The 3382-nt window shown below is 39.3% G+C and carries 2 protein-coding genes; one reads left to right on the top strand and one right to left on the bottom strand.

From position 1 onward, the window contains the following. Window positions 1–525 (bottom strand): proline iminopeptidase-family hydrolase (locus tag ACEW8O_RS25805; protein ID WP_373497509.1); only part of this gene is annotated, 525 nt, incomplete at its 3' end. Between the two features lie 385 nt (window positions 526–910). On the opposite strand from ACEW8O_RS25805, the gene ACEW8O_RS25800 reads away from it, so the two are divergent. Further along, window positions 911–2821 carry a histidine kinase dimerization/phosphoacceptor domain -containing protein gene (locus ACEW8O_RS25800; RefSeq protein WP_373497508.1) on the top strand — a complete coding sequence of 637 codons (1911 nt, stop codon included), beginning with the start codon at window positions 911–913 and terminating at the stop codon, window positions 2819–2821. The last annotated feature ends 561 nt before the right edge of the window (window positions 2822–3382 follow it).

Below are 3382 nucleotides of genomic sequence, written 5' to 3'. Positions count from 1 at the left end.
GGATGCATATTTTTCGTATTCAGGTAGGCTTGCTACCATGTTTGAAATAATTAAGCCTTTTAAATTATCCTGGTATTTTAGCGCATATTCCATGGCCAGAATTCCGCCCCAAGATTGACCGAGCAGATAAAAATTATCCTTGCTAAGATTCAGGGCTTTGCGCACTTGTTCCACTTCCTCAACAAAGTGTTCGATGGTCCATAGCGAAGAATCGTTGGGTTGATCGCTGTAGTAGCTTTCGAGTTGATCGTAATAAATGTATTCTATTTGCTCATGGGGAAGGTAACCATCGAAATTTTCAAAAATCTCATGTGTAGCCCCCGGCCCACCATGAAGCAACAATAGACGCATTTTGGGATTGTTGCCCATGCGTTTTGTCCAGACATTGAATGTACCTTTTGGAGTTTCGATAGGAATCATTTTGATGCCTCCGGTAATTTGGTCATCGCTGTTGGAATAATCAAAATAGCTGCCCGATTGGGCATTCGTGATATTCTTTTCCTGATTATTTGTACAACTCATCATGAGGAATAGTATAATCAGTATGGGTGTTGTTAGAAGTTTCATGATTTTCTGTTTTAGCTTAATTTAATAGTCCAATAAGCTATATGCCCGAAAATTTAGTTAATTCAAAATTTCCTTTGTCCTGGCTTAGGACTAAAGGGGTAAAAAATTTCCCCAATGAACGGAATTACTTTCCGAATGAAGATTTTGGTAGGAAAATGGGATTCACGAGGCACCCCCTCTTGACCATCCTGTTTGAATTATTCCTCACCAAAAGGTTATTTTTGCCTGAAATTTCAAAAATTAAATTTATGTTTGGTGTATGCTGAATTGTCCCCAAATTCATTTTAAAAACCCAATATCAAAATATCTATACTTTTTCGGTACTGCCTTTATTTTATTTTATTTGAGCACTTTAGATTCCTATGCACAAAAACCACATGTGGACGGAAGCCTAATTAAGGAAGGATTGCTTGAGTTAAATTTCAAAGACAATTGGAGGTATCAGCCCGGCGACAATCCGGATTGGGCCAATCCTAATTTTGATGATGCGGATTGGTACTACATAGACCCTATTGGCTTAAAAGCTTACCAAATGCCGGATAGCCTTTGGTCGGGCTTTGGATGGTGGAGGATTACCTTTACTGCCGATCCAAAAACCATTGAAGCAATTGAAAGGCTATATTTTTACTCCTGGGGGGCAGCAGAAATTTACCTGGATGGAGAGCTAGTGGCTAGCTACGGAAGTTTTTCACCTGCTAACCAACTGGAGAAAACGTATACTCCCGACTATGACGGAGACAGACCATTGAAAATAACACCAAAAGCTGTTCATACCTTAGCTGTTAGATTTTCCAACCATCAGGCAAAAAACAACTTTAAAATATTCAGGTACTTTTCTGAAAACCTAGGCTTTAATATTGGCTTTTCCTCGACAATCCGGGCCAAATATTCAGACTTTCGGTATGCCAATAGCTTTGCGACGCTGTCAGTAATCGTAGTGGTGCTTTCTATCCTGTTGCTGTTGCATGTTCTCCTATATTTCAAATTCAGGAAAGAAGAGCCTTACCTCGTGATTACGCTGATCACCTTTTTCTTTTTATGTGCAGCCATTTGTGCCCATATACTGCTGTTTGTAGATTTAAACGGTTTTTCCAATCCAATTTTTAGTAGTATTTTGAATTCCACCGCGTTTGGCTTGGGTTATGGGCTATTACCCTATTCGCTAAGTTCTCTGTTTAGGATACAAAAATTTTATTGGACCAGGCACCTGGTTTGGTTGGCACTGTTAAGGACCGCCAATTATTTTATTCCTGTTTTCAATTTTATTCTATTTGATGCTACCATTATCCTTGCGGTCATAGTTTTGATGGTCATCATTATGCGGATAGCCATTAATGAGAAAAATAAAGGGGCGCTTTATGTGACATTTGGAGCTATAGGTACTTCCGTTTTTTTATTGGTCAATAGGATGGTCAATGCTGACCTCATCACGCTGAGTACATTCTTTTATTATGTAGACCTGATATTGCTTTATATCAGTTATCCATTGGGCATTTACATTTATATCACCAATCAGTATGGCAGGCTATTTCTTGCTATGGAGCAAGAGGTAGAAGAAAGGACCCATCAACTTAATACCATGATCAGGGATCTGACCAAAACCCAAAATGAGCTCTCAATAAAAAATAATCAAAATGTCTTATTGCTTAAGGAGATACATCACCGGGTAAAAAATAACCTGGAAGTAGTGTCGGGATTACTGGCCCTACAGTCTGCAAAAATGGATGACCCTACCATGCAGGAAGTCATGTTGGCAAGCCAAAACAGGGTGCATTCTATGGGTATATTGCACCAAAAATTGTATCAAAGCGAGCATTTGGCATTTATTGAAATGAAAAATTATTTCGAGAACCTTTGCATCAATATTCTGGATTCTTACAATGAATCCGACAGGATTAAAGTCAATATTGAAATGAAGGAACTTGAAATGGATGTGGATACGGCTGTGCCTTTAGGATTGATAGTCAATGAGCTCCTCACCAATGCACTGAAATACGCTTTTCCCAAAGGAGAAAAAGGGCATATTCAATTGAGTTTAGAAAATTTGAATGAAGACAATTTCCAACTTAAAATCAGTGATAATGGAGTGGGCAAAGCTTTGGATGAAAAAGCTAAAGGCACGGGTTTTGGCACCCAATTGGTTGATTTGCTTACCCGTCAGATTGATGGAAAATTGATGCAGGATGTCAGTAAGGGGACTATGATTTTGATTAACTTTAAAAGGCAGGTAACAACTGTAGGGGGTCAGGTTTAAGCTTTTATTAGGAATATTTTTATACCAATGACAGATTTTCGGAGCGTCATGCTGATCCCGATGGCTATCGGGAGAAGCATCTCCTGAGGTTCAGGATAAGGATGATTTTGACCAAAAAGGTTAAATATTTATTCAGTAATTCAACCGTCTAATTGTACCGCTGGTTATCCCTCGTGCCGACCAATGACATAATTCGGAGCAGCCGTCATGCTGACCCCGATGGCTATCGGGAGAAGCATCTCATGAGGTTCAGAAAAAGGATGATTTTGACCATAAGAGTTGAATACTTTTCCAGTAGTTCAACCGTCTAATTGTACCCTTGGAGATCCTTCGTGCCTACCAATGACATTAATCGGAGCAGCCGTCATGCTGACGTTAGGAAGCATCTCACTAGGATCAGAAAATGATAAGTATGAACATAATAGAACCTCTGGAGATTCCTCGTACCTACCAATGACAGATATTCATATTGATGGTTTAGAACTATAAATAGCATTCAATTCTTTAAAGGACTTTGCCTTGTCACCTCGACGTCAGGAGAGGTCTATGGCCTGATGTCAT

The organism is Aquiflexum sp., from assembly GCF_041749095.1.
Taxonomy (GTDB): domain Bacteria; phylum Bacteroidota; class Bacteroidia; order Cytophagales; family Cyclobacteriaceae; genus Aquiflexum.
This window is presented reverse-complemented; position numbering and strand designations above follow the sequence as displayed.